Below are 25653 nucleotides of genomic sequence, written 5' to 3'. Positions count from 1 at the left end.
TCAAGCCGCTACGTTAGGCTTTGAGCTCCTTCTGCCAACGATTCCAGACCTTCCGACGTGTCCACTGTGTGTGCGACTTGGTATAAGCAGCATCACTAAACGCCGTTAATTTGGCCGTATCCGTGAACAAGCCCACAATTTTTTCGGCCATCTGTAAGTTCTGACCTGGATCAATCAAATAGCCATCTTGACCATCCGTAATGAGTTCCGCGGGGCCATAATTAAACTTGTAGCTGACAGCAGGAATCCCGTGCATCAGCGCTTCCATCATGGCCAGTGGCCCACCATCAGCTAGCGACATATTCGTCAAGACCTGATAATGGTCATATTGCGCAACCAAGCTGGCATCGTAATCCTTAAAGAAGACACTGCCCGTCAACCTAAGTTCATCCGTGAGCTTCTTCATATCCGAAACATACTGGGGATCTCCATAGCCAAAGAGCGTGAACGTGGCGTCCGGCACACGATCCTTGACGAGAGCAAACATCCGTAGCTGTTGATCAATCTGCTTATCTTGACTAATCCGACCAACATACAGCAAGCTGTGTGGTATCCGCTGCGCTGGTGCCACCTTCTCCGTCGCTTCTTTCGACAACGGTAGCGTCGCCACAGCCGGCATAGAGAAGACATGTGCTTTAGGAAAACGCGTTGTCAGATGCTCAGCCTGCTGAGCGGTCGCTGTGATAAAACCATCAAAGTGACCAAAGTGTTCAAACGCTGGCGCTAAGAAGCCATCCAGGTCAGCGTGCACTGGATCATTGGGATTGACTGCGTGGTTGATAGGAATGTAGAGATACTTCCGGGAGGCATCATTTAAGGCCAACAATGGTTTGACCCCAGTACCTGGACGGTCAACGATAAAGGTCGTTGTCTCGCTATCCTGATTGCTCAATTCGTTCAAGAAGAAATTGAATAAATCATCCGTATTCTGGAAGAACCGGTCCCCCTCACCGTGATAATCCTTCAAGATTATCCGTGAAGGAAGCGGCTTGCCCTCGGTATCTTGGGCGTAGTACTCCTCCAGCGCCGTTTGGCCAGCCGGTGTGTAGTACCGTTGTAAGATCAATTGGCCATTCTGACCAAAGTACTGGGTCGCTGACTTAAATCCGCGCCAATCCCAGAGATCAGTCCCGATTCGATTGCCCTGTGGGTCAAAGAATTCTTGGTAGAACACCCGGCCAACCGTGCCAGGGATGAACCCAACATTACCTACCAACCGGTCGCCGTCAGCTACCCCGCTAAAGTTAGCGCCCACGGTAACCTCATACTCAACTGGTATGTGAATATTATCCGTCGTCATGACCTTGACGTCCGTATAGTCCGTAACCCCTTGAAAGTAATCGAACATATTCACGACTTGATCATCGGTTATCCCAAAATCACCAATCGTCCGATGAAGTAGCCGATCATAAATCTTCGTGACAATCTTCGCAGGCGCCTTGTAGTGGTTAAACAACTTGACCCGATTCATCGCCGTATGTTCAACACTCGAATTTTTTTGCAGAATATACTCATTGACAAAGTAATACACAGCGCAACACTCCCATTCGTTTTGAATAATGGTTCCCGTATTCCTGATGTATGCGGTCTCATCTAAATACAACCGCCACGCATCGACATATTCAATTATACCTAATTTCTTTTATAATTAAAACCAATTGCTATCTGACACAAAAAATTATTTTGGCTGACTGTTCAAAGATTGAACCAGTTTTTCCCACTTTTCCATCGTCTTCGTCGGCGAATACGCCTGGACTAAGCGCTGGGCGTTCCCCATGAAGGTCAGCTGTAATTCCCTGTTAGATAGGTATTCTCGCATCTTTTCAACGAGCTGTTCCTGGTCATTTGCCGGAACTAAAAAGCCATTCTCCCCATCGTGAATCATTTCGTTTGGTCCATAACGAATGTCATAACCAATCACGGGGATGCCATAGCTCAATTCTTCAACGGTCGACAGGGAAAAGCCCTCCTCAACGCTGGTCATCAAGGCTAACGAAGCTTGGCGATACTCGTCCGTCAGGTCTTTTTGGAACCCCCTGAGAAAAACATAGTCGCCTAAACTGTGTTCATTAATATACTTTTGTAGCTCGTTTTTAATTTTATTCCCAAATCCTAACAAATGTAACTGAATGTCCGGAAATTCCGGAATTAACTCTTCAACCGCTCTAACCTGATGCATGAGCTGCTTCTCCGGTGAGTAGCGGGCTACACTAATAATCCGATGCGGGTCTCGGCGCATCACATCAACCGGCTGAGCCGTCGCATACCCGACTGGGATCGTTGTAATCGGTGGTAGATTACTGAAGCGTGCCAGTAGATCCGTTCGTTGCTGTTCAGTCGACACCACAATCCCGTTAAACCGGGCTGGATGTGCCAGAATATAATCGTAAATACCACGCTTGAGCGCCCCCGTCACAATATCTTGACCGGCCCGAACATGGGTACTGTGAAAGACCGGACAAATCTTAATTTCTGGGCGCGTCCGATCCAGTGCCGGCGCCATCTTCCCATTTCGATCGGAGAAGAAAATATCACCAGCCTGCGCCAACTCATTGACGAAGAACGTTTGCAGTTCCGTTTCATCATTAAAATAGTAATCTCGCTGGCCATAGTTCTTTAGTGTCACCGACCGCAACAGAGACTTCCCATCCACCGGCTTACACTGCTTAATGATTTTGATTTGTTGATCCGGGCTGTAGTAGAGTTCCGTGTTAACTTGATTATTCTCAGCAAGCAGGCTCGTCCGGCTCAGGAACCCCCGACTGTCATAAACATCCCGCCGAATCTTGTTGTGATCACGATCAAAGTAATTAATGTAATCAACTTGGCTATAATCCTTATCCAAGAAATGCGCGTACATCAAAAACAGCCCATCCTCATTGTCCACCCGGACGTCATTTGTATCCGGAACGTCCCGCAAGCGATAATGACAGGTCATTTGCCAATAATGGCGCCAATCAAAATGCCCCACATCTCGATACTGGCGACTCTCTTGAAAGTAATCATACATGGAGAAGCCGACACCCTGGAAACCAAACTTCTTCAAATGTTCATGTAACCGTGACCCATACGCCAAATACACCAAGGTTGCCGGCATACCAGCCTTTTGAAACAGCTTCATCCGGTTAAACTGGGCTTTTTCAATCCCGGTTACCGCCGACCCCAAATTCATATCCACAAAATAATTCACGACACCCTCACCTCTTTACGCAAACGTTTCATTCAAACACGTTGTAACCGTCCGTTTAAATGAAAGCACTTGCAATTCTATGATTATAACTTAAGCCAAATTCAACTGGCAAGCAACTAATCCACCTCAAAAAGCTAACATCCATCGGGGAAGTAAAGCGGACTTACAAACGAAAAAGCCCCGCACCATCAGTTTTCACTGCGGTTCGGGACCTATTAGCTATCTAATGTTATTATCATAAATCTCATGCTGAATCACCCGCGCCATATCGCTCGGCAACGGCGCGTAACACGTCACCCACCGCTGCACGAATGGTTCGTAGAAAGACAATCGCGCACAGTGCAGTGCTTGGCGGTGAATCCACGGATTCGTAGTCGTACCGTACAACCAATCCCCCAGCAAGGGGTGGCCGATTGACTCGCAATGCACGCGAATCTGGTGGGTCCGACCCGTGTGGAGCCTGACCGCCAACAGGCTAGCCGTCTGCGACTGCGCAACCACCCGGAGTTCCGTTTTAGCTTGCCGTCCATCTGGCCGAACCGCTCGCTTGATAAACGACCCCGTCGCGCGGCCAATCGGGGCCGTCACCAGCTGATGACGCGGTGCCACAACGCCCGCAGCCACCGCCACGTAGCGTTTATCCAACTGGTGTAGCTTCAATTGTTTGTCAAGAATCGAGTGGGCAAAGTGATGTTTGGCAAAGATGACGGCGCCACTGGTCTCACGATCCAGTCGCGTCACAATGTGGGTCACCGTGCTATCGGCCTTAATTGCCGTCAGGTGCCCTTTGACGCGATTGGCCAACGTATCATCAGGATAGAGGTGCGATGGCACAGACGCCATTCCAGCTGGCTTATTCACCACTAAAAAGTGGGGGTCCTCATAGAGAATCTCCAGGGGGGCAAATGACGTTGAAACGTGGTCGTTTGCCTGCTCTGGTGGCAGTTGTAGTCCCACGGTCTGACCGGGATTAGCCATCGCAATGACGCGAACCTCTACCCCATCCAAAGTGACAATTCCACCATGAAATTTCACTTTCTTCAGGAAGGTCCGCGTCACCCCGTGGTCCATTAAGACCGTCCGCACGTGAATTGGGCTGGTTCCCGTCACGCGCCAGGCAAAGGCCGTCATCCGTTGTCCCTCCCAATAAAGGAGGACTCAACGCGCTGCCAGAAGTGCGTATGCCGATACTCCGCAAAGGAAATCCGTTGCTGTGCAATCTGGTAGGTGATGGCCTTGATTGGCCGCCCTTCAATGCTCAGCTGGTCACACATCAAAACATTATTAGCCGAGCTGGCTGGTTCCACGCGAATCCACTCATCGGCCGGCAAAATCAGTGGTGACCCCAACGTTCTGAAGACGAGGTTATTGATTGAGGCAATTTCCGCCATCTGAATCGCGTTGAATTGTGGACTCAACACGGCACCACCAACGGCCTTATTGTAGGCCGTCGAGCCAGTCGGCGTCGAGATACACAGGCCATCCCCTCGAAAACTTTCGAAGAACTCGCCCTTGATATAGACGTCGGCCACCATGGCTCCAGAGACCTTCTTAATCGTCGATTCGTTTAACGCTAAGGCCTTGTCGGGATGCGTGCCATCCGCATACTCCACCTTAATCGTGAGCAACGGGTAGCTGACACTCTGACCGTTGTCTTCGACCAGACTATCGATCAGCTCCTGAACCTCATAATCACGCCAATCGGTATAGAAGCCCAAGTGCCCCGTATGAATCCCCACGAAACGTACTCTATCCAACCGATCACTGTAGTGGTGAAACGCCGATAACAACGTTCCATCGCCCCCTACCGTGATGACGATGTCTGGATCGAGACTATCTAGCTCGATTCCAGCCGCCGTAAGTCCTTTTTTTAAAGCCGTCGCGACCTTCACTGAGGCCTGGCCGTTATTGCCATAAATGGAAACCTTCATTGCGTCAATCTTCCTTACTGTGAGGTGCGTCCGGAGAATCCCCACCAGCACCGTTTTGCGGTGTATAGTGTTGGGCCTCCTGAATCTCTTCTCGAATTTCGGACATTTCCGTGTCCAGCTTGAAAGCGGCCTCCGCCGCTCGCTGGAGTCGTGCGCTCAGCTCTGTCGGGAAGTCACCTTGGTACTTATAATTCAATGAATGCTCAATCGTTGCCCAGAAATTCATAGCCAGTGTCCGCACCTGAATCTCTGCTAAAATCTTCTTTTCCCCCGTGACCAACTGAACCGGATACTCGATCACAATGTGATAAGACCGGTAGCCACTGGGCTTTTCGTTATGGATGTAATCACGTTCCTCAAGAATCGTAAGGTCCGTCCGCTGCCGTAGCAGGTCAACCACTTGGTAGATATCCTCAACAAATTGGCACATGATGCGTAGTCCCGCAATGTCTTGCATATCTTGTTCCAAACGTTCCTCGGCCACATGCCGCCGGGTCATCTTTTCCACGATACTAGGTACCGGTTTGACCCGTCCGGTAACAAACTCAATGGGCGGCCGCTGATTGCGATTCTCAAATTGCTTTCGGATACCGCGGAGCTTGACTTTCAGCTCGCTCACGGCCTGTTGATAGGGCAATAAAAATTGATCCCAATTTGCTATCATGACGACTATCCCCCAACCTTTAATACACAGCTTACCTTTGAATTTTACCATAATTCAGCCGGAACCGAGACTAATTACTCGGTATCCTCCCGTTAAATTTCAAAGTTCTTGCCAGTTTTGATTTCACGAGGCGTTTAGCTTTACCTCCAGCCAAAAATGTTGCATGATTAGGTTGCGTTTTAAACGGACGGGATTCACCTCAAACAAACGTTTGGATTGCTATTTTTTGAAAATTTGCTAAAGTAGTGCTATTGTTACTTTTTGTTTGGTGACCCTTGCTGGTTGCCAAGCAGGATAGATATTAGGAGGAAGCAATGTGTTAGAAGTCTATTTGTTCGTCAACCCCCTGGGCGCACGTTGCATGCGTTCAGAACAGAATATTATGCGGTTGGCCGACCATTTAAATAGCAAGGTGTCGTTTCAATTCGTCCCACTGCTAAATCAACAAATCATTGAACAGGCCTTGCCTGAACGGCCCACGTTGGCCCAACGTAACGCCTACTTCAACGTTTACTATCAGGCTATTTTAGCCTATAAAGCAGCCCTTTTCCAGGGCAAACGTAAGGGACGGAAATTCCTACTCGACATGCAAACGGCCGTTGTCAACGACCACCAAAAGTTCTCACAGAACTTGGCAGTGGAAGTGGCGAAAGACTGTCGCTTAGACCTCGACATGTTCACGGAAGACTGCGACTCCGACTTGGCAAAACAAGCCTTTAAGACGGATCAAAAGCTCGCAGCCGAAATGAAGATCCAACAGTCTTCATCTGCAGTTATCTTCAATTGTGACGTTTCCGAATGCGGATTACTCTTAAACGATGTGACTTACGACTCCCTGTGTGACGTCTGCGAGAGCCAGGGTGTTGCTACGCGAGAAATGTTAATGACTGAACCTAATTACCCCAAAAATGACCAAGCTAATTCAGCATCATTGGGTGCTTTTCCACCGCATCTGCGGGTGTTATAAATCGTTTTACAGCAAGGTCCACGTGCGTTTACGTGGGCCTTTTTGTATGGATTACGGTGGCCCTAAAAAAGTGGTCCAATATTCCCCCGTTGCCCCACCCAATATGGTATGATTGACCCAACTATTTTGGATTTTTAAAGGGGAACGCTTATGACAACTGCCATCGTCACCGATACTGCTTCCTACCTCACCGCCGACCAGATTGCACAAAATCCGATCACGGTGTTGCCCATCACCGTAATCCTCGGTGGACAGCAGTATCCCGAGTCAGAATTAAGCTCACAAACTTTTTACGATTATTTAAAAACCGATAACGAACTGCCAACGACTGCGCAAGTCTCTTTGGGACAGATCGAGGATGCTTACGATGAGCTGGCTAGTCAGGGCGTCGATGAGATCATCTCAATTCACCTTTCCAGTGGCATCACGTCATTTCTTAGCAATCTGAAGATGTTCTGTCAGACTTACACCAAGGCTAAGATCTACCCGGTGGATTCCCTGGTTGCCAGTGCCGGTGAGGCCAATCTGTGCTTGCTGGCAGGTAAGTTGATTAAGGCTGGTCAGACTGCCGAGCAGATTATTCCCCAGCTGAACGCCCTCCGCGATACGCAACAGGTCTACTTCGCCGTGGACAACCTGAGTCATTTGGCACGGACCGGACGATTGAGTAATCGCTCAGCGATGATCGGTAACCTCCTCAACATCAAGCCACTGCTAACCTTCGATGACGCGGGTAAGATCATTGCCATCGACAAAGAGCGGACGATGCGCAAGGCCTTTGGCTTCATTACTGCCCACCTGACCGCGCGCCTGCAGGAGATCGATTACCCACTCCACGCAACGGTCATCGATGCCAATAATGAAGAGACCGCACGCCGATGGCAGCAAGCCCTTCATGAACAGTTCCCACAGGTTCGTGTCTCCCGGAGTGCGCTAGGCCCCGCCATCAGCGTGCACACTGGCGAGAAGACAATGGGCGTGCTGTGGCAACGCGATTGGCAATCAATTTAACTTTAGCTCGTACAATTAACCTAAAAACTGGTATCATCACTGCCAAATACGCAGTGATAATACCAGTTTTTTATTGCCAGCCGTTCATGCCGGTCACGCAACGTTACTGTGCTTTACTTCTTCAACTCACGCGCTAACTTACTGAATTCAGCCAGTCGGTCGTCGAAGGTCTTAAATGCCGTTTCCAAATAATCTGGCTTGGTCATGTTGACCCCTGCCTTTTGCATCACTTCAATTGGTAAAGCGGAGCTCCCAGACTTCAAGTAGTTCAGGTAGGCATCACGCTTAGCGACATCCCCACTCAGGACGCGTTGGGCCAATGTGGTTGCGGCCGCAAATCCAGTGGAATACTGATAAACGTAGTAGTCATAATAGAAGTGTGGGATTCGCGTCCATTCGTCCGCAATCTGGGGATCAGAGATGACCCCATCGCCATAGTAGCGCTGGTTCAGGTCACCGTAGAACTTACTCATGAAGTCCGCGGTCAACGTCTCACCGGCTGCTGCTTGTTGGTGAATGTAATCTTCAAATTCAGCAAACTGGGTTTGACGGTAGACCGTTCCCTTGAAGCCATCCAGGTAATGATTCAGAACGTAGGCTCTAACTTGTGGGTCCGTCTGCGTCTTTAATAGGTAATCCGTTAGAAGATTTTCGTTAGTCGTTGATGCAATTTCCGCCACAAAGATCGAGTAATCCCCGTATTGGTAAGGTTGATTGGTCCGGGTATAGTGGCTGTGCATGCTATGACCCATTTCGTGAACCAATGTGAACAGACTTTCCAGGCTATCCTGCCAGTTCAGGAGGATGTAAGGCTTGGTGTCATACATCCCACCGGAATAAGCGCCAGTCCGCTTACCCTTGTTTTCAACCACATCAATTGCACGGCCATCAAACATCTTCTGCACGTTGGCCACGTAATCTGGGCCCAGCACACTGAGGGCCTTGAGCGCTTCCTGCTGAGCCTCTGGATAGGTATACGACAGGCTGGGTTCCCCCGTAATCGGCGTATACAGGTCATACATGTGGAGTTCGGGCAACCCGAGAATCTCTTTACGCAGGTTCACGTACTGATGCAGGGAATCCAAGTGGTCATTGACCGTCTTGACCAGCGTATCATAAACGACAGCAGGCACGTTATTACTGCTCATTGCAGCCTCACGAGCGCTCCCGTAATGCCGGACCTCAGCACTGAAATTATGCGTTTTAACCTCGCTGGACAACGTGCTGGCAAATGTATGCCGGAATTGTTGATAAACGCTGTACAGGGCTTTAAAGGCTTGTTCACGGACCTTTGGTTGAGTTGATTGCAGTAAGACGCCGTATAAGCCTTCGGAAAGCTGAACGTCATTGCCCGCTTCGTCCTGAACTACGGGGAACTTCAAGTCGGCGTCGCTCAAGACACTGTAGGTCTTGGCGGAAGCCCCGAAAATATCACTGGCACCGGCCAGCAGCTTTTCCTCAGTCGCAGACAACGTGTGATCGCGTTGTTTCCCTAAGACATCGAAGAAGTGTTGATATTCAGTTAAGCGTGGTTCCGCGTCAATCAACGCTTGCAAGACGACCTGTGGCAAAGCAAGTACTTCTGGTTCGTACCAGGAGGTTGCCGCAGCCACCGTTGCAACTAAGCTTTCGGCTTGGCCAGATAAAGCTTGGGCATTGGCATCGCTGGTGTCTTGATCGTTTTTAAGGGAGGCATACACGTACACCTTTTCCAGCTGACGGTTAAGGTCAAAAATGGCGGCGGTTACTTCATAAAGGTCGCCCGCACTTTCTGCGAGTTGGCCTTGCTTGGTCGCCACCTGTTTGGCTTGCGCCTTAATTGCGGCAACGGCCTGCTTAAAGGCCGCGTCATCGGCATAAATCGGGGTCAGATCCCAGGTCAAAGCCTCGGGAACTGCCGCGCGTTCGGGAATTTGTTTCATTTTCCTAATCCTCCTTTAATTTTTGCATAACAATAGTTTACCACTTTTGGTGTGGGAGTTGGGGACTGCGTCTCTATTTATTCTCATCGTTCTCTAACATTTTTCGTTTCACCGACCCACTTCGGTCGTCGACAAATCTGCCAGTTTTCACCAATCGGTCGCAAATAGCCCAGCGTCACCAAATCCGCTAGCAAGCTATATTGTGCTTTATGTAGCGCTTCATCCGCCGAAAACCAAACCGCCCGCTGGTGGCCGCCAACCGTTTTAAAACTTTTTATCGCGAGCGAATCTATCGTGGTCCCCGTGATTCGCAATACCGGCAACGCAAACAGTTGGGCCATGACCAACGCACGCCACAGTAACAATCCCTGCCCGAAAACTGGTAGCGTAACCGTTGTGGTCATCAAGAAGTTGGGCACATCCAATACATGATGTCCCGTGGCATAAAGGACCTCCTGAATTGCTAACACTGCAGGCCGCTTCGTATGCAAATCACGAGCCAATCGAGAACGCCACTTAGGATAGTCTAGGATCAACTTGGGAAGTGGTACCTGATTACCGGCAATCAATTCGTCAATATTTAGCAACCAGGTTGTCCGACAATGATAGTTGCCGAGCGCATCTTGATAGAGATGATGGTTGATCCGCATGCGCTGGCGTTGGACATCCCAAAATAAGAGGCATAGGCCCCACCCGCGTAGCCAAGTGGCGAATCGCTCAATCAGCGACCACCCTAACTTTTGCTTACTGTAGCGACTCCCCAGAACCCAAAAAGGATAAACATTCAGTTTTTGATACCCCCTGGTTCGCCAAGCAACCTGTCTTGTCATGATCGGACTGCATTGAAACTCGATAGCAACCGGTCGTTGCCCCCTTCGTTCCACCCAACAGTCCGCACGTTGTTGGATATCCGGTAAGATCCGTTCCAAGGATACCGTTCCCCACGAGTCAAAGAATGCCATTAACTGTCGTTTGCCCATCAAATGTTGTTGGGTCTCACCTTCACCTAGAATTGTGCAGGCTGCCCTGGGTCGATGGGCAAAGTACGGCTGGACCCGCGTCCCATGATGTAAGGTCACACGTTGTCGGCAAGCAGGACAGCAATAGTCTTGCAGCCGCTTCGCATACGCCGCATCAATCAACTTCCCCTTCAGTAAAGCAATCAACATGGTCGCCGTCCCCCCTTTACTCTCTAACTCCGTAAAAAGGACCGCAATATATTTTATTTCTGCAATTTATTTCAAAAAAAGAATCCGTGTGAACAAACACCGGTGTCATCACCACTGTCTGTCCCCACGGACCCCACAAGTCTAATCTTTAGTTTCAGTCGGGAAGTGGGCAATCACTTGGTAGATTGGCCCCTTCGCTGAGAATTTTTGTTCGTATTCCGTCTGAATATCTTCCACGTCATCCGTAGCGGCGTGGAGATCGAGCCAGACCCCATCGAAGACCAAGCCAAAGTTGTTCAAACTCCCTAAGGAATATTCGAACAGGCCCCGGTTATCGGTCTTAAATTGAATCGAGCCTTCAGGCTGTAAAACATCGGCGTAGTGCGCCAGAAAGACTGGCGACGTCAACCGCCGCTTAGCATGCCGCGACTTAGGCCACGGATCGGAAAAGTTCAGGTACAAGCCGGCAATTTCGCCCGCCGCAAAGAACGTGTTGACTGCTTCGCCATCCGTGTGAACCAATTGAATGTTAGTCAGTTCACTGGCGACGACCTTCTTCAAAGCCGCTGCAATCACGGAGAACTGAATTTCGATCCCAATGAAGTTTCGGTCGGGATGGGCCTTCGCCATTTCAACGATGAACTGCCCCTTCCCCGTTCCAATCTCAACATACAACGGTTGGTCCTTAGGGAAACGGCTCTGCCACTCACCCTTCAGTGGTTCTGGTTCCTCAACGAGTCGTTCAGTGTGTTCGGCCACATAATCCTTGGCCCACGGTTTATTTCGCACGCGCAATGTCCAATTCCTCCTTCAATCACAACGGCGGGCGCAAGGTCCTTCCCCGCTCCCGCCGACGCTTAGTCCGTCACTGACTCTCTCGTCAGCTTTTCTAATAAAATTAAATGTTGATTCATAATTTGAAAACGCTGTTGGTGGTAACTGTCGGCAATCACCGTTAAACAGTGAATCCGCGCATACCAGTTGACCCGCGCCGTTAAATCCGTCGTGATCTTCTCGCCGTAGTCCTGTAACCACCGTTGCCACTCTTCCAGTGGCACGTATTCACAGAGCAAGGCGCCGAGATCATAAGCGGGATCGGCAAACGTTGCCGCGTCCCAGTCGACCAGGTACAGCCGTCGCCGATCAGACAACAGCCAATTTTTATGGTTTAAATCACCATGACATACTTCGTAATGCGTCTTGGGCAGTTGTGGTTGCTCAGCTTGTAACGCAGCAAACGCCGATTGAATCAGCGGATGGCGCCGTAAGTCAGCAGCTAGGGCTGGCTGTAAGCGAGTCAACAACTGGGCGGGCGTGGTAAATCGTCCGCCGACTTTTAATAACATATCATGAAGCAGGTGAGAATGATGGACCCGATGCAGAAGCCGAGCGACCCGCTGTTCGCGCATTTCTTCGCGATGCAACGTGCGACCGTTCAGCCATTCCTGAGCCGTCATGACATCCCCACTGGCAAGCCGCTTTGTCCACACCAACCGGGGTGTGATGCCCTCCATCGAGAGCGCGGCAAGAAACGGTGACGCATTTTGTTTTAAGAACACTTTTTGTGAAGCCTTCGTCCCCATATACGCTGTACCGGTATTCCCGCCCAGCGGATACAGACTCCAGCCGTCACTGATATCCAGTGCCATGGTCACCCCTCCTCGATTTGTCAGCTATTATTAATTTTATGGGGAAATCGGAGCCACGTCAAGCCCTATTTTCAATCGACCGAGCTAACCGCTGCGGTGTATAGATCCTAGCGAGGTACCAGACCTCAACGACCTCGACCAGCAACGTTATCCCAGCCGTCATCAGGTGTGGATTGGCTACCACGACCACGAGCCACAGAAGCAAAGCGGCCACGCTCAGAATCAACGTAATCAGCGTCACGAAGCTCTTCAAGCGCTGTGCCGGTAGGATTGGATAGACGTGGGTAAAGACGATATCCTCGTATTGCTGGAAGAATGGGAGCAGTTGAAACCCAATCAGGTAGATGAACAGGGCCGCCAGAATCACCGGCAACCACTCACCCCGGACAAAGTACAACAGCAGCATACCGATCACCGTTAACCGAACGACCAGTCCACTGAACTCACTGCCCCGCACCATACCACGACTGTAGAGGTAGAGATAGAACTTATCGTGTCGTGGCTTGATCAGTTTGAATAGGCCATCGAGATAACGCCGGCGTTTAATCGTGCCGGCCAGCATAGGTACTTCGGTAAACATGTTGAAGAAACGATAAATGCCCAGCATCCGATTATCTTCAATTTTAATCTGTTCACGCCAACGAATCTGTTGTTTTTGCCAGTGCTGTGCGTACCAGACGGCCACGGCGATATCGAGGATCAAGGCTAAGCCAACGGCCACCAAGGGTAGCATCCACAACCCCGCTGCCAAGACAACAATACTCAGCAGCCACTTGAACTCCCAACGATTCATCCGCGTCTGCCCCGTGACTTGGTAGGCACTCGCCAAATCAAGCCGGAGCAACGCATCCTTTAAGATGATCTGCGCCAAGCCTAATTCAACGAGGCTCAGTACCGGCCAAGCCATGGTCACACTCATAAATGGTGCCAATAGGAAGACGGCAATCACCTGGGTAGCCTGTGCCAAACCTTGGCTGTACCGCCGAGCGGCCACCAAGTAAGCGTGCATCGCCCGTTCCTTTGGCAACAGGAAGACCCGATCGGCATCTTCAATCAGCGTTGCAAACCGCCCAATCTGTGCCACAATTACCAACACCAGCAGCGCCACAACAGGTGCCCACCAGTAGCCGGTCTTCAGCGTCTTTAACATATTTGAATAACCGTATCCCAAGCCCCCCATTAAGAAGAGCAGGGCAAAGACAAAGAAATCATTGAACACGAGCCGCAAATACTTCGCCATTTCCCGGAGATGGCGCTGCAGCCGTGTCTTGAATAAACCGGTCATGCGCGGTCGACCTTCGTCATGGACAGGTAAATATCATTCAGCGATTCCCCCGCTTCGGGAAGAGCGGCTTGTAACTCACTGAGGGTCCCTTCAGTCTTAACCTGACCATCATGCAGTAGAACGAAGCGGTCACAGTAACGTTGCGCCGTGTCCAGCACGTGGGTCGACATCAGAATGCTAGCACCCTTCTTCTTGCGATCCTCGATCAGATTCAGCAGATCGTTAACGGCCAATGGATCTAGCCCCAGGAAGGGTTCGTCAATGATAAACAGTTTGGCCTGTGTCAAGAAGGCACAGACGATCATGACCTTTTGTTTCATCCCCTTGGAGAAGTTTGCGGGGAACCAATCCAGCTTATTATCCAGCCGGAAGGTCTTCAATAACTCATGAGCCGTCGTCCAAGCTTGATCATGGTCCAAATCGTAGGCCATCATGGTCACTTCCAGATGTTCCCGCAATGTCAATTCTTGATACAGCACGGGCGTTTCAGGGATGTAAGCAATCTGTTGCTTATACGCCTGACTATCCTGATCGATGGTCACGCCGTTAAGCGTAATCGTTCCCTTATGGGGTGTTAATAACCCAATAACATGATTGATCGTCGTTGATTTACCGGCACCATTCAGCCCGATCAAACCAACCAATTCGCCGTCCTTAACGTCAAAACTAATGTCCTTTAAGACGGGAATCTGGGAGTACCCTCCCACAACGTGGCTAACTTCTAAAGCCATAAACATTCCCTCATTTCTTGACCACCCTGCTGTTAACTGGGCGGTCTTTAATTTTTTCTAAATTTAACAAGCTCAAATTCCACCACCGTGTTTTAAACTATAGCGATTCAGCCCGCAGATAATTGGCAGAATCATTGCGAGAGTATTGACTGAATTGCTCTATCAGCGAATGTAACGAGAACTCAAGCCGCTATCTTAGCCGTAGACGGTCAGGGACGGCGCCAGCCGTGATTGTGGTGTTAATTGGCGTTTTTCTGCCAATTTACAGCACGGGACGCGTTTGAAAACTCGATGATTTTACGAGGTTTCAAACCGAGCTGGAAGCCCGGTTTTCGGCTGCAAGCGGTCCCCACAGCAGGCAGAGTCCCTGACAGTCGCAGGCGACCAGCATACGCACGCTGATAATTCGAGGCAAGACTCGGTGATAACTCAGCTATTATACCATAGCGTAGACTGTGAACGAACGGTGGAGATGAATCCGCCCCTAACGATGGTGTATAATAGACGAAATCAACCCGAAAGAAGGAGATTTCATGGATAAAATGACACTCGAACCGCACTATGATGACGATTGTATTTTTTGCAAAATCTTAAAGGGAGACATCCCGAGCTACACCGTTTACGAAGATAATATCGTGAAGGCTTTCCTAGACATTTCACAAGGGACTCCCGGCCACACACTGGTCATTCCGAAGACCCACGTCAAGGACATCTTCGCCTACGACAGTGATCTCGCAGCAGCCGTCTTCTCCCGGATTCCGCGAATCGCCCGTGCCGTTCAGGCGTCAGATTCCGCCATTACTGGGATGAACATCGTCAATAACAATGGTAAGGTGGCCTATCAATCCGTGTTCCATTCCCACTTTCACCTAGTTCCCCGCTACACCGACGATGATGATTTCCAAATGATCTTTAAGGATAACTCCGGCAACTACACACCAGACGACTACGCCGCTATTCAAGCTAAGATCAAAGCACACGTGGAGGATTAATCATGGGATTTGGTAAATTTCTAACGGGCGTTACCCTGGCAACCGGCGTTGGTTTGGCAGCCTACTTTACGTTGACCAAGCAAGACCCACGTGTCTGGGCCAAGCAACTCGGTGACCAAATCAAAGACACTGTTGACAAGGTTGATGACGTCAAAACGGCTAAAGATAACGTGACGACAAAGGTGGCCGCCCTTGACGCCGCCGTCACCGCTGCCACCCCTGCCATCGAAGACATCCAAAGCGACGTTGAAAAGTTTGCGTTTAAAATTGGCCCCCGCGTGGAAGAAATTCAGGACACCGTCTCACGCTGGGATAAGCTCTAAATTTGAACTTTTTGTAAAGCTTCGCGTACCTTTTTAGGTTTCGCTATATTTGTGTTATGATATCCAAGTATGGTGTTTACACCAATTTTGATGAATGGATGTGTTGAGTAATATGAAGAAATGGTTTATCGCCCTTGCTGGCTTGTTACTGACTGTAACGCTTGCTGGTTGTGGGAACCAAACCGTTGCAACCACTAGCGGTGGCAAGATCACCGAAAGTGCTTACTACAGCAGTTTGAAGGGAACTTCATCTGGTAAGCAAGTTCTGCAACAAATGATCCTGAACAAGGTCTTGGAAAAGCAATACGGTAGCAAGGTCAAGAAGTCCGCTGTTACTAAGCAATTCAATACCTACAAAGCCCAATACGGGTCATCATTCAAGAGCGTTCTTGCACAAAGTGGGATGACGGAATCCAGCTTAAAGACTGAAATCCGTTCTAACTTACTGTTGAAGGAAGCCGTTAAGGACAACGTAACGGTTACTGATGCGCAATACAAGAAGCAATTCAAGAGCTACGAACCAGAAGTTACTGTTGCCCACATCTTAGTATCCAAGAAGTCTACTGCTAACACTGTTATCAACGACTTGAAGGACACCAAGAAGAGCGACATGACGAGTGAATTCACGAAGTTAGCTAAGAAGTACTCTACTGATACAGCTACCAAGAACAAGGGTGGTAAGTTGAGTGCCTTCGATAGCACGGATACTTCTCTGGACTCAACCTTCAAGAAGGCTGCCTTCAAGCTGAAGACTGGTGAATACACCGCTACGCCTGTTAAGACGCAATACGGTTACCACGTCATCTTAATGTTGAAGAACCCTGGTAAGGGTACTATGAACCAACACAAGGCTGAACTTAAGAAGCAAATCATTGACAACGACATGAACGATTCTACTGTTCTGCACAACGTGGTTGCCAAGGTCTTGAAGAAGGGTGACGTTTCCATCAAGGATAACGATTTGAAGAACATCTTGTCTGATTACTTATCATCAAGCAAGTCTTCAAAGACGACTTCATCCGCAACTAAGTAATTTCTGAATTAAACGAATCCCCGGTACACCGATTTCCGTCGGCTTACCGGGGATTTTTTTTGTCGTCTTTGCCCTTCGCCTTGCCGGGCGGTGAAAATAAACCGGAACGCGGTGGGCGACAGACAAATTACGCCCTGTCGCCTGCGGCAGCCAGGGTTCCGTCTGCTGTGGGGACCGTCTCCAGCCAAAGAACGGGCTTCCGACTTGGTTTGAAACCTCGCTCAAGACCGCGAGTTTCCAAACACATCCCATGGTGTAAGGACGGCCCCACCGTCCTTACACCATTTTCACGGCTGACTCCACCCCAGCTGCCTCCGGCTACGCTGCAATTATATTTCAACCGCGCTACCTCGCCACAAATAATTGCGACACATACTTCAAAGATTCATCATGCTTACCTCTCATACAACGAAAAAAGTCGTCCCCTGCTTCTTTTCACACCATTCGTAATCAACCAAATAGATCCCCCTTAAAGACGCCATCATTTGAAACAAAAACCACGTCCAAAATTAACTGGCGTGGTTTTCTATTCTATTCAGATGTTATCGAAAAATTTTGAGACCCGTCTGGCTTAAATTTTACGTTCTAATCCTGCTTCTTTTCTGGTGCATCCGTCGTTGGCCGGTAGAAGCGACGGCCGTCTAAAGCGAAGACTCGTTCCGAGAATTCTCCCGGTTCCGTGTGGTCCACGACCGTATCCAACATCATGATGGAGGCGTCCAATTCGTCCAGTTGGTGGAGCACATCGGCTTCACGCAGAGCTGGGCGCACGGGGGAACCGTATTCCAGTAAGCCATGGTGACTCAAGATCATGTGCCGCAACAGCAAGACATCCTCAGCCTGTGGGTCCAATTTGAGTGGATCACAAGCCCGAACCAATTCACCATCGATCAAGACAATGTGACCAATCAGGTTACCGGCCAAAGTATAGGTCGTTGACTGTGGTCCGGACAGCTCAATCGTCTTGCCCAAGTCGTGCAGAATCGCCCCGGCAAAGAGCAGTGGCGCATTTAAATCCGGATACTGTTTAACCACTGAATGGGCTAATTTCAGAATTGAAATCGTGTGGAAAGCCAGCCCCCCCTTGAATGCATGGTGATTACTCTTGGCCGCTGGGAACGTGAAGAATTGATCCTGGTATTCACCTAAAAGCTTGCGCACCAGCCGATTCCAAGTTGGCTGAGTAATTTCAAAAATCGTTTGGTTGATATAGTCTTCCATGGCTGCCCGGTCCATTGGCGCCTGTTCAATAAACATCTCTGGATCGGTTGGCTCACCTGGCTTGGCTAACCGCAAGTGAAAAATCTTAATTTGCGGATGGGTCTGGTAATTCTCCCGCTTACCTTGCAAGTGCACGACCTGCCCCGACACGTAGTTTTTGACATCCTCTTCGGAAGCATCCCAGTACTTACCTGAGATCTCCCCGGATCGGTCCTCAAAAATCAAAGCGATGTATTGCTTCCCATTCTTAGCTATCCGGACGTCCGCTGACTTTAATAACACAAATAAGTCGACCGCTTCGTCCACTGCATAGTCCATTAATTGTTTTGTTGCCGCCATGTTAGACCCTCCTAATCAGTTAATTGGATTAAATTTTCTGTGGGTAATTTATCTGCGACCCCATCATCTGCGGTCAATAGAATCACTTGAATCGTGTCGCTGATTGTCACCAGCAACTGGTAAGCCGCCCGTCGCCGATCGGCATCAAAATTAACGAAGCCGTCGTCGATGACTACCGGCATGGCCACCTGTTGCGCCATAACTACGGCGAAGGCCAACTTCACGGCAAAGTCGAGCTGTTCAGCCGTTCCCCGCGACAGTTGTCCCACCGTACGCCAATCACCATCCGCACGTTTGACCCGGAGCGTGGTTGGTGTGAGTTCAATTTCAGTATACCGGTTTTCCGTTAATTTACCATAGAATTGGCTAGCCGTTTTGACGATTTGGGGCAAACGGTCGCCGGATGCCGCTGCTAGAGTTGCCGCGATCCACTGACTCACCAGGCGATCGACCAGCCACTGCTGCGTGGTCGCCTGCATCTGTGCCGCCAGGTTCGCTAACTTTTGTCGTAAGCCAGCCTGCGTGCCACTGGCAGTCAAATGGTCTAGCTGACCAGCAATCGTCGCGAGCTGTTCCGTTACGGCATCTAACTGTTGCTGTAAGTCTGCGACCTGTGTCGTCGCCGACTGTGCACGTTGACTGAGGTCCGCGTGACTAGCAACCTGTTGAAGTGCCGCCAAGTTACGCGCACCCAGCTGCTCGGCCAAGGCTGCCCGTTGCTGCGTCCGATTCCCCTGTTCACGCACCCGCTGATACTGCTGATAAAAGGCATCCGTGCTTCGTAAATTACGCGTCTGTAAAAAGGTCGTGACGGCTCGTTGAGCTTGGTCTAGCGCATTCTGGTCGCGTTTTAACCGACTGGCTACCGCCGTGACATCGCTCTCTTGGGTTCGCAAGCGCTGTTGTGTGCTTTGTAAGTCTTGTAACTCACGCGCCAATTTCGTAAAATCGGCCGTTGTCGCCGCCGGCAGTACCCGCTGAACGGCTGCCTGAAAGTCCGTGACCGTTGCGACCACCGTTGCTAACTGCTCGGCTACATTCTCCAAACGTTGTGTGAGGCGATCCCACGTCACGATGGCATCCTGCGCCGCGTTCCACTGTGCAGGTGCCAAGTCGCCTAGGCCGTGAGCATCCCCAATATCATCGAGCTGCTGAGTCAGGTCATCGATAGCTTTACCACCCTCTCGTAGCTGCGCCTGAACGTCACGGATATCCTCCTCTAACGTCTGCATTTGCCGGCTAGCTGGCGTACTGCTATCCACGATGAAGACACCATAGTAGCCCACGGCCACACCAAGTAACGCACCGCCCAGCTTAAATAGCGCGCCGGGAAGGAACATTGCACCAATCAGCACAACCAACCCTGCTGCCAACCAACCGACCTGTTTATCGGCCAGCGGATTCTGACGTTGCTGACGGGTTGGCTGTTGCTGGCGGTACTGCTCGTTAAGTTGATTCAATTGTTGCTGGAGCCGCCGGCGCTTCTGGTTTGCCAACGATAGACTCGCGGTTAACTCCTGAACCCGCTGCGTGGTTGCCAGTGAAAACGCCCGTGGCATCTGACCGTGCTTTGCGTACTGGCGTTCAATATCGCCAGCCTGCCGCTGAAGCTCCGCTTGATCGGTCTGTAAGCGTTCCTGCTCCCGCACAGCAATCGTTACGTCGGGCAACTGTGCAATCAGGGGGTCGACTTGGCCCGCGACTAATAAGTATTGTTGAAAGAGTGGCGGTAATTGGGCTTGGTCTTGCAAGCTCGCCAGTTGTTTCTGGTCTCCCTGAAGAGTTGCTGCCGTGGCATTTACCTGATTGGTCAGCCGTTCCAGAGTCGTGGCATCGTTCTGCTGAAAACCACTGATGACTGGCGCAGCCGTATCATCCAAGTCTAGCCACTGCTGATATGTCGACCACAGTGACAACTGCTGATCGTATTGGCTAGCTACCTGCCGTTGCACCGCAAGTTGTCGTTGTAAGTCTTTCTGCTGCGAACGCTGTTGTTGTTGCGTTTGTAAAAGTTCCCAATAGGTCGCATAACTGGCATTCGCCCGATTTAATTTTTCCGTTAAATCTTGATATTCCTGAAGTTGCTGATTCAGGCGGGGCTTGCGGCCCTGCGGCTTATACAACTCATCCGCCGCATCATCCAGTTGATGTGCCTGGTCCAACCAGAAGTCACTGCCGACAGCCCCCACGTGACGTAACCGATCAATTAGCGCCTGTTTAGACGCCGCAAAGACGGTTCCCAAACGGGGCTCATTGATTGCGTAAACGTTGCTAAAGAGCTGAGCATCGACCGGTGCCAATAAGTGAGTGAGTGTGGTAGCTGGCAGGGCCAAATCGAGCGTCACGTTGTGCAACGTCACCTTACCCCCACGGGGACCATCGACCCGGCTGACCAGGTAATCCGTTCCGTCCTGAGTGAAAGCAATCTCACCGCCAAACCGACTGCCATCAAGGGGTTCATAGCGGAGTTCCGGATGCTTCTTCGTGGGAAAACCAAAGAGGATGGCGCTGATAAACTGCGTCAGTGTGGACTTTCCCGCCTCATTGGGCCCCAACAGAACGTTTAAGCCTGCATTCAGTGGAAAAGTCCGATTATGAAATTTACCAAAACCATAAATCGTCAACTGGTTAAGCCTCATGGTTCCCCTCCTCTCCCATTAATTCTGCTAATTGCTGCCGCGCCAGAGCTTCCACAGCCTTCGCTGTCTGTGGCTGCGTGAACCACTCTGCCAATGCGGGATCCTGATTGAGCTTGCCAAATAGCCGTTGTAAGTTTTCCGGCGTAAAGACGCCAGCTGCTCCCTGTTCCCAATAATGCTGGTCCAGTTGGGGAGCCGCAACACTAGCCATCTGGGTCGCCACATTAACCGTAACCACGTAACGTTGAGCTGCTCGCATCACCCGTTGCTGCGTTCGTTGCCACAGCGCTAACCAATCTCCACTCTGAAGTTGTGCGGCATCCTCACCGGCCAGTGGCTGCGTCAATTGGATCGTGACGGCCGTGAGCGTCGTGCGGTCTGCGGGATGCGCCGTTAACCAGTCCACCAGCTGTTGACTCAATTTCTGGAGCGACGCACCCCCGGATAATGTGATGGCCTCCCAGTTGATTGTCGACGTTTCAAAGAATTCTGGGACCAGTTGGCCATTCCGACTGGTCACCAAATAAGCGCCCTTGGTGCCCGTCTCGGTGATCGCCCGTCCCTGCGTATTTCCCGCGTACAAGATCGGTGGCTGATCATTCAATACCTGTCGATGATGAATATGGCCCAGCGCCCAGTAATCGTAGTGTTTTGCCAATAACTCAGCCACCGTAAACGGCGCGTAGTGGTCGCCGCTTCCCGTACTGACAGCGCCATGAAGCATGCCAATATGCCAGTCCGTTGACGCGTGCGTGGGAAATTGAATGACTTGATCCTCCGGCACCCAGCGTTGCGGATAACTGAAACCACTGATCGCCACGGTCTCCCCGGAAGCTAACGTCAGCGTTTGTGTGCCGACTTCCGGACCAAACACGGTCACATTGGCCGGATACGCCACCGTCTGATGCTGATCGGCGAGATAATCGTGATTCCCAAAGCTAATCAACGCCGGAATTCCCACATCATTGAGTCGGTCAAACTGCTCGAATAAATAGGCTTGTGCGGCCACACTCTGTTCCGCCCGGTCGAAGAGATCTCCAGCGAGTAGCACAAAGTCCACGTGTTCGGCAATCGCTTTGTCAAAAACCTTAGTTGCCGCAGTAAAAGTTGATGCCCGCACTTGCGCCAACAGGCCGTTGGGTAAATGTTGCAGCCCCAAAAACGGGCTATCTAAATGTAAATCAGCCGCATGAATGAATTTCATGGTTCGGGCCTGCCTTTCCTTATTTCCTTTGGGTTAAGTCTAGATTGGAAAAAACATCCATAGATTTTTACCGCGCCTTACCGGGGGGCGCAAATAGACTGGAACGCTGGGGCGGACGTCCAGAGCCAAAGAGCGGTCTCTGAACTTGCTTTGAACCTCTGTGGACCGAGTTTCAAAGCACCAATTCTCTAAGCAGCAAAACCAGCTGCTAAGAGAATTCCCACGGCTGAGTCTATTTGCGCCCCCCTCACGGCTTATATTGTGGTCTCCAATCATTACTTGCACAATCACCATGCGAATTTAGTTTCACACAGTCAGCTCATTAATCTCTGATCGAACGCAATTGCCACCCAGCATTATCTATGGTGTTGGACTTAAAGCCTTTGTGAGCTTCACGAGGTTTCACCCGCACAAACTTCAACCAAAAACGATAGGCACAACCAACAATAAATTCCAATCTCCTCTGAACCCGTTCCAAAACATGGTCGGGTAAAAAAATCGTCGGCGCCGACCTTCCCAACGGAATGGTTGCGCCGACGATTCTTTTTGCCTAGCCCTTGTAGATAGCTTGGATGGGTTCGGTAATCATCTTGTTTAAATCAGTCAACAGGTCGTTAACGCCCCGTTCCTTATCCATCAAGGCCTTGATGGCATCCTTTTCGGAAACGCGACCGGCAACTTCTTGGACGTGCTTCATGTCTTCGTCCGTAGGTTGTTGACCCGTCATTTGTTTTTGTTGTAAGTCCATTTGAATTTGTTCAAATTCTTTAAACAACTTGTACGTTTCATCGTCAGCCTTCATCGTGTCAAAAGCTGCTTGAAGATCCTTGAATTCTTGCGTTTCTTGCAAGGTTTGGGCTACTTGTTCGCCCAGTGCGTGCATGTCTGCCATTAGTGTTCCTCCTTGATGGGCCTTCGCCCGGATAAGTTAATCACCAACTATTGTACCATGCTTTCCGATGCAACCCCAGCGAGAATCGGCTATTCCACGTAGGATTTCGCCTTTTCCCACCAAGCTTTAACCGTATCGGCAGCGTTGTTAAATGACTTACCAGCGTTATCGATCCCGTTTTGAACCTGATCCCAGATGTCACTAGACGCGGAGGTTGTTCCGGAATTCTGAGCTCTAGCCAGGGTTGACGCATCCTTGGTGGTAAACGACGTCCCCTTAGTATTGGGCAGGATGCCTTGCATTTCTGCCTGGAACAGTGGGCCTTCGCCGGTACCACTGACGTTCTCCAAGTGATGTTTACTGCTGGTGCTGTCAAACCCTTCCCAGGTCGTGACGACCACGTCAGGCGTGTAACCAACGATCCATTTATCACGGGTCGCATCGGCATCCCCATCGGCTTCGGTACTCCCGGTCTTCCCGGCAATCGTGTACCCGTAAGGCTTAGCACTGGTCCCAGTCCCGTAATTGAAGACGCCCATCATCATACTGGTCATCTGCTTAGCGGTCTTCTGCGACATCACTTTAGAACGCTTAGCTTGACTGTCATCCGTGCTGACGACCACGTTCCCCGAAGCATCCACGATTTTGCGGATGTAATGTGCCGAGGTCATGGTCCCGTTGTTGGCAAACGCCGTGTAGGCCTGCGCCAACTGTTGCGGCGATACCCCAGTCTTCAAGCCACCCAGCGCTAACGCCAGATTCTTGTCGGACTTCGTCACGGGTAGGCCAAACTTCTTCACAGACTCATACCCCTTGTCCACACCAATCTTATTCAGTAACCACACGGCCGGTGCGTTGGCACTCTGCGCAAGCGCCTGGTACATTGGCATCTTTCCGGTATACTGGTTACCATAATTTTCTGGCGTGTACTTGTTAGACCCATACGATTTCTTCTTGTTGGTCAATTCTGAGTCATAGTAATACCCGTTCTCCAAGGCTGGCGTGTAAACGGCCAGTGGCTTGATGGTCGATCCCGGTTGCCGCTGCATCTGCGTTGCTCGGTTGTACCCCCGGAAGACGTGTTTACCCCGACCCCCGACGACCGCTTCAACGCCACCAGTATCCGGATCAATGGCGATGCTGGCCGCTTGGACCTTGGTGCCATCACTCGCATTGGCTGGGAAGTAGCTGGTGTTCTTGAACAAGGTCTGCATCTGTCGCTGATTAGACTGATCCAAAGTTGTGTAGATCTTATACCCCTTGTTCATGATCTCCGATTCGGTCAGTCCATACTTGCTGACGGCTTCGTTGATCACGGCATCGAAGAAGTACGGATACTTATAGGTATTCTTATAGGAGTAACTATCACTAGTGGTTAACGCGGTGGCTTGATACTGCTTAGCCTGGTCCGAGGTAATCGCTCCGGTCTCCGCCATCAGTCCCAGCACGACGTTTCGCCGGGCGCGTGATGCCTGCGGATGGTCAATGGGATTATACGCACTCGGTGAGGTCAACATCCCCGCCAGAACGGCAGACTCGGGCACGGACAGCTGTTCGGCTGAGGTGCCAAAATACCGTTCGGCCGCGTCCTGAACACCCCAGACCCCGTTACCGAAGTAAGCGTTATTCAGATACATCGACAGAATATCCTTTTTGGTATAAACATTTTCAATTTCAATCGACAAAAAGAGTTCCTTAAATTTTCGCGTAAAAGTCTGTTCCTGCGTCAGGTAGGCATTCTTCGCCAACTGCTGGGTCAGTGTGCTCCCCCCACCACTGATGTAGTTGTGTCGAAGTATCTTATTCTTGGCATACAAAAAGAAGGCCCGTGCATATCCCTTGAAGGAAAACCCATACTCATGATAAAAGTTTCGATCTTCCGTCGAGATGACGGCACTTTGGACGCTCGGCGAGATGCTCTTTAATGGCACGTAGGTCCCCTTCTGGGAATACAGCGTCCCGGCTTTTTGATTACTGCGGTCATAGATCTGCGTTGGATTTTCCAGCGCAGCCTTCAGGTCACCGACGTTGGCTGTCTTAGCCATGAACGTCAGGTAACCACTTAACACCAAGAACCCACTCATCACAATGACGATCAACCACCGGGTTAATTGGAATCGATGCCAGATGTACTTGAAGCGGGCCTTGAAGCCTGACCAAAAGTTCTGATTAGGTTGTTGGTTATTCATAAATAGCCTCTTCTTATCTCAATTAGAATTGAATACTCAGGTTAGGCTAACCACGCCAAACTATCAGTTCGGACGGTCGGCACTGGCTTGCGTATCCGTTAGCTAGTCGTGTTGCCTTGCGACAAACGCGCACTCACGGCTCACACATGATTTTAAATAAACCTGCCGTGTGTAATATCACTATTTTAGCATAGTCCATTGCCCCGCCCGGCGTTTCCCGAAAACTTTACGAACCTTTAAAATAGCTTAACTTCGGGTCGCTACAGGACCTGCACCAGTTTCGATCACTAAGTTTACCGAAT

At 50.4% G+C, this 25653-nt stretch carries 21 protein-coding genes; 5 read left to right on the top strand and 16 right to left on the bottom strand.

Translation table 11 applies throughout. From position 1 onward, the window contains the following. Positions 1-13: 13 nt before the first annotated feature. The 5 genes from asp1 to ACEPSU_RS05550 all read right to left on the bottom strand — a co-directional run bounded on the left by asp1 (position 14) and on the right by ACEPSU_RS05550 (position 5785). A complete protein-coding gene (asp1, locus tag ACEPSU_RS05570; RefSeq protein WP_395323047.1) occupies positions 14-1531 on the bottom strand; it encodes an accessory Sec system glycosyltransferase Asp1 in 1518 nt (505 codons plus the stop codon). 147 nt (positions 1532-1678) lie between these two features. Further along, positions 1679-3190: a glycosyltransferase gene (locus tag ACEPSU_RS05565; protein ID WP_395361629.1), complete on the bottom strand. Its 1512-nt coding sequence runs from the start codon at positions 3188-3190 to the stop codon at positions 1679-1681. Between the two features lie 219 nt (positions 3191-3409). Continuing rightward, entirely contained in the window at positions 3410-4321 is a 912-nt protein-coding gene (locus ACEPSU_RS05560; protein ID WP_395323045.1) for an RluA family pseudouridine synthase, read from the bottom strand. Then, a complete protein-coding gene (locus ACEPSU_RS05555) occupies positions 4318-5121 on the bottom strand; it encodes an NAD kinase (protein WP_395361628.1) in 804 nt (267 codons plus the stop codon). Before ACEPSU_RS05555 ends, ACEPSU_RS05560 begins: the two co-directional genes overlap by 4 nt. 4 nt (positions 5122-5125) lie before the next feature. Continuing rightward, positions 5126-5785: a GTP pyrophosphokinase family protein gene (locus tag ACEPSU_RS05550; protein ID WP_020089259.1), complete on the bottom strand. Its 660-nt coding sequence runs from the start codon at positions 5783-5785 to the stop codon at positions 5126-5128. A gap of 316 nt (positions 5786-6101) precedes the next feature. Between ACEPSU_RS05550 and ACEPSU_RS05545 the strand changes: the two genes are divergently transcribed. Beyond that, positions 6102-6752: a DsbA family protein gene (locus ACEPSU_RS05545; protein WP_395323044.1), complete on the top strand. Its 651-nt coding sequence runs from the start codon at positions 6102-6104 to the stop codon at positions 6750-6752. Between the two features lie 150 nt (positions 6753-6902). Continuing rightward, positions 6903-7763: a DegV family protein gene (locus ACEPSU_RS05540; protein WP_395323043.1), complete on the top strand. Its 861-nt coding sequence runs from the start codon at positions 6903-6905 to the stop codon at positions 7761-7763. Between the two features lie 113 nt (positions 7764-7876). Here the strand turns inward: ACEPSU_RS05540 and pepF are convergent, their stop codons facing one another. From pepF to ACEPSU_RS05510, 6 genes are all read right to left on the bottom strand, one after another. Then, positions 7877-9685: an oligoendopeptidase F gene (pepF, locus tag ACEPSU_RS05535; RefSeq protein ID WP_395323042.1), complete on the bottom strand. Its 1809-nt coding sequence runs from the start codon at positions 9683-9685 to the stop codon at positions 7877-7879. A gap of 83 nt (positions 9686-9768) precedes the next feature. After that, the gene (locus ACEPSU_RS05530; RefSeq protein WP_395323041.1) at positions 9769-10854 is read right to left on the bottom strand and encodes a competence protein CoiA; all 1086 of its coding nucleotides are present in this window, start codon (positions 10852-10854) and stop codon (positions 9769-9771) included. A 141-nt stretch (positions 10855-10995) separates the two neighbouring features. Then, on the bottom strand, positions 10996-11649 hold the full coding sequence (gene trmB / locus ACEPSU_RS05525; protein ID WP_395323040.1) for a tRNA (guanosine(46)-N7)-methyltransferase TrmB: 654 nt from the start codon (positions 11647-11649) through the stop codon (positions 10996-10998). A 62-nt stretch (positions 11650-11711) separates the two neighbouring features. Further along, positions 11712-12503: a phosphotransferase family protein gene (locus ACEPSU_RS05520; RefSeq protein ID WP_260339953.1), complete on the bottom strand. Its 792-nt coding sequence runs from the start codon at positions 12501-12503 to the stop codon at positions 11712-11714. A 58-nt stretch (positions 12504-12561) separates the two neighbouring features. Next, entirely contained in the window at positions 12562-13788 is a 1227-nt protein-coding gene (locus tag ACEPSU_RS05515) for an ABC transporter permease (RefSeq protein WP_395323039.1), read from the bottom strand. Next, on the bottom strand, positions 13785-14519 hold the full coding sequence (locus ACEPSU_RS05510; protein ID WP_020089251.1) for an ABC transporter ATP-binding protein: 735 nt from the start codon (positions 14517-14519) through the stop codon (positions 13785-13787). Before ACEPSU_RS05510 ends, ACEPSU_RS05515 begins: the two co-directional genes overlap by 4 nt. 533 nt (positions 14520-15052) lie before the next feature. Here ACEPSU_RS05510 and ACEPSU_RS05505 point away from each other — a divergent pair. From ACEPSU_RS05505 to ACEPSU_RS05495, 3 genes are all read left to right on the top strand, one after another. After that, complete coding sequence (locus tag ACEPSU_RS05505) at positions 15053-15511, top strand: HIT family protein (protein WP_395323038.1); 459 nt, start codon at positions 15053-15055, stop codon at positions 15509-15511. Between the two features lie 2 nt (positions 15512-15513). Next, positions 15514-15834 carry a hypothetical protein gene (locus ACEPSU_RS05500; RefSeq protein ID WP_395323037.1) on the top strand — a complete coding sequence of 107 codons (321 nt, stop codon included), beginning with the start codon at positions 15514-15516 and terminating at the stop codon, positions 15832-15834. 112 nt (positions 15835-15946) lie between these two features. Next, positions 15947-16867: a peptidylprolyl isomerase PrsA gene (locus ACEPSU_RS05495; protein WP_395323036.1), complete on the top strand. Its 921-nt coding sequence runs from the start codon at positions 15947-15949 to the stop codon at positions 16865-16867. A 585-nt stretch (positions 16868-17452) separates the two neighbouring features. Here the strand turns inward: ACEPSU_RS05495 and ACEPSU_RS05490 are convergent. From ACEPSU_RS05490 to ACEPSU_RS05470, 5 genes are all read right to left on the bottom strand, one after another. Then, positions 17453-18427, bottom strand: a complete 975-nt coding sequence (locus ACEPSU_RS05490; protein WP_395323035.1) for a 3'-5' exoribonuclease YhaM family protein — start codon at positions 18425-18427, stop codon at positions 17453-17455. An 11-nt stretch (positions 18428-18438) separates the two neighbouring features. Further along, positions 18439-21066 (bottom strand): AAA family ATPase, encoded by a 2628-nt coding sequence (locus tag ACEPSU_RS05485; protein ID WP_395323594.1) that lies wholly within the window; start codon positions 21064-21066, stop codon positions 18439-18441. Then, on the bottom strand, positions 21056-22270 hold the full coding sequence (locus tag ACEPSU_RS05480) for an exonuclease SbcCD subunit D (RefSeq protein ID WP_395361626.1): 1215 nt from the start codon (positions 22268-22270) through the stop codon (positions 21056-21058). Before ACEPSU_RS05480 ends, ACEPSU_RS05485 begins: the two co-directional genes overlap by 11 nt. 550 nt (positions 22271-22820) lie before the next feature. Next, complete coding sequence (locus tag ACEPSU_RS05475) at positions 22821-23162, bottom strand: YlbF family regulator (protein WP_020089244.1); 342 nt, start codon at positions 23160-23162, stop codon at positions 22821-22823. A gap of 89 nt (positions 23163-23251) precedes the next feature. Continuing rightward, entirely contained in the window at positions 23252-25351 is a 2100-nt protein-coding gene (locus tag ACEPSU_RS05470; protein WP_395323032.1) for a PBP1A family penicillin-binding protein, read from the bottom strand. Positions 25352-25653 lie beyond the last annotated feature (302 nt).

Source organism: Levilactobacillus parabrevis (assembly GCF_044051715.1).
GTDB lineage: Bacteria > Bacillota > Bacilli > Lactobacillales > Lactobacillaceae > Levilactobacillus > Levilactobacillus parabrevis.
The sequence above is the reverse complement of the archived record's forward strand: the minus strand, read 5'-3'. Positions and strand labels throughout refer to the sequence as shown.

Coding starts and splice junctions, on each gene's coding strand:
- ACEPSU_RS05560 (WP_395323045.1), bottom strand. CDS start 4,321: ATGACGGCCTTTGCCTGGCGCGTGACGGGAACCAGCCCAATTCACGTG.
- ACEPSU_RS05555 (WP_395361628.1), bottom strand. CDS start 5,121: ATGAAGGTTTCCATTTATGGCAATAACGGCCAGGCCTCAGTGAAGGTC.
- ACEPSU_RS05550 (WP_020089259.1), bottom strand. CDS start 5,785: ATGATAGCAAATTGGGATCAATTTTTATTGCCCTATCAACAGGCCGTG.
- ACEPSU_RS05540 (WP_395323043.1), top strand. CDS start 6,903: ATGACAACTGCCATCGTCACCGATACTGCTTCCTACCTCACCGCCGAC.
- pepF (WP_395323042.1), bottom strand. CDS start 9,685: ATGAAACAAATTCCCGAACGCGCGGCAGTTCCCGAGGCTTTGACCTGG.
- ACEPSU_RS05530 (WP_395323041.1), bottom strand. CDS start 10,854: ATGTTGATTGCTTTACTGAAGGGGAAGTTGATTGATGCGGCGTATGCG.
- ACEPSU_RS05520 (WP_260339953.1), bottom strand. CDS start 12,503: ATGGCACTGGATATCAGTGACGGCTGGAGTCTGTATCCGCTGGGCGGG.
- ACEPSU_RS05515 (WP_395323039.1), bottom strand. CDS start 13,788: ATGACCGGTTTATTCAAGACACGGCTGCAGCGCCATCTCCGGGAAATG.
- ACEPSU_RS05510 (WP_020089251.1), bottom strand. CDS start 14,519: ATGGCTTTAGAAGTTAGCCACGTTGTGGGAGGGTACTCCCAGATTCCC.
- ACEPSU_RS05505 (WP_395323038.1), top strand. CDS start 15,053: ATGGATAAAATGACACTCGAACCGCACTATGATGACGATTGTATTTTT.
- ACEPSU_RS05500 (WP_395323037.1), top strand. CDS start 15,514: ATGGGATTTGGTAAATTTCTAACGGGCGTTACCCTGGCAACCGGCGTT.
- ACEPSU_RS05495 (WP_395323036.1), top strand. CDS start 15,947: ATGAAGAAATGGTTTATCGCCCTTGCTGGCTTGTTACTGACTGTAACG.
- ACEPSU_RS05490 (WP_395323035.1), bottom strand. CDS start 18,427: ATGGCGGCAACAAAACAATTAATGGACTATGCAGTGGACGAAGCGGTC.
- ACEPSU_RS05485 (WP_395323594.1), bottom strand. CDS start 21,066: ATGAGGCTTAACCAGTTGACGATTTATGGTTTTGGTAAATTTCATAAT.
- ACEPSU_RS05480 (WP_395361626.1), bottom strand. CDS start 22,270: ATGAAATTCATTCATGCGGCTGATTTACATTTAGATAGCCCGTTTTTG.
- ACEPSU_RS05475 (WP_020089244.1), bottom strand. CDS start 23,162: ATGGCAGACATGCACGCACTGGGCGAACAAGTAGCCCAAACCTTGCAA.
- ACEPSU_RS05470 (WP_395323032.1), bottom strand. CDS start 25,351: ATGAATAACCAACAACCTAATCAGAACTTTTGGTCAGGCTTCAAGGCC.